1 pseudogene is annotated in these 326 nt (G+C 81.9%); it reads right to left on the bottom strand.

Annotated features, from left to right (window positions below):
* Window positions 1-326, bottom strand: a pseudogene (locus tag ACLBX8_RS31750) (LysR family transcriptional regulator); the annotation flags it as partial.

The following is a 326-nucleotide window of genomic DNA, read 5'->3' as shown; positions in this document are numbered from 1 at the left end:
CAGGCCGACCCGCGGCAGCGCGGGCAGGCCGCTGCCGCGGCTCAGGATACGCAGGTCGGGCGGGACCGCGGCGCGGGTGAGCACCGCGCCCGCCTGGGCGGAGCGCGCCACCGCCAGGAGCCCGGACAGGCTGCCGCTCGCGTAAGCGATCCGGTACGCGCGCCCGCCCGCGTCGAGGGCGGCCCGCCCCGCCCGGTGGTCCAGCGTGTCGGGGTCGCCGAGCGCGAGCGGCAACGGGCCGGGCCACGGCGCTTCGGCGCCGCGCGGCGCCACCCAGACGAGGTCCTCGCGCCGCAGGATCTCCCGCCCCGCCGCCAGCGGGACCC

Source organism: Methylobacterium sp. D48H, from assembly GCF_053345715.1.
This window is presented reverse-complemented; position numbering and strand designations above follow the sequence as displayed.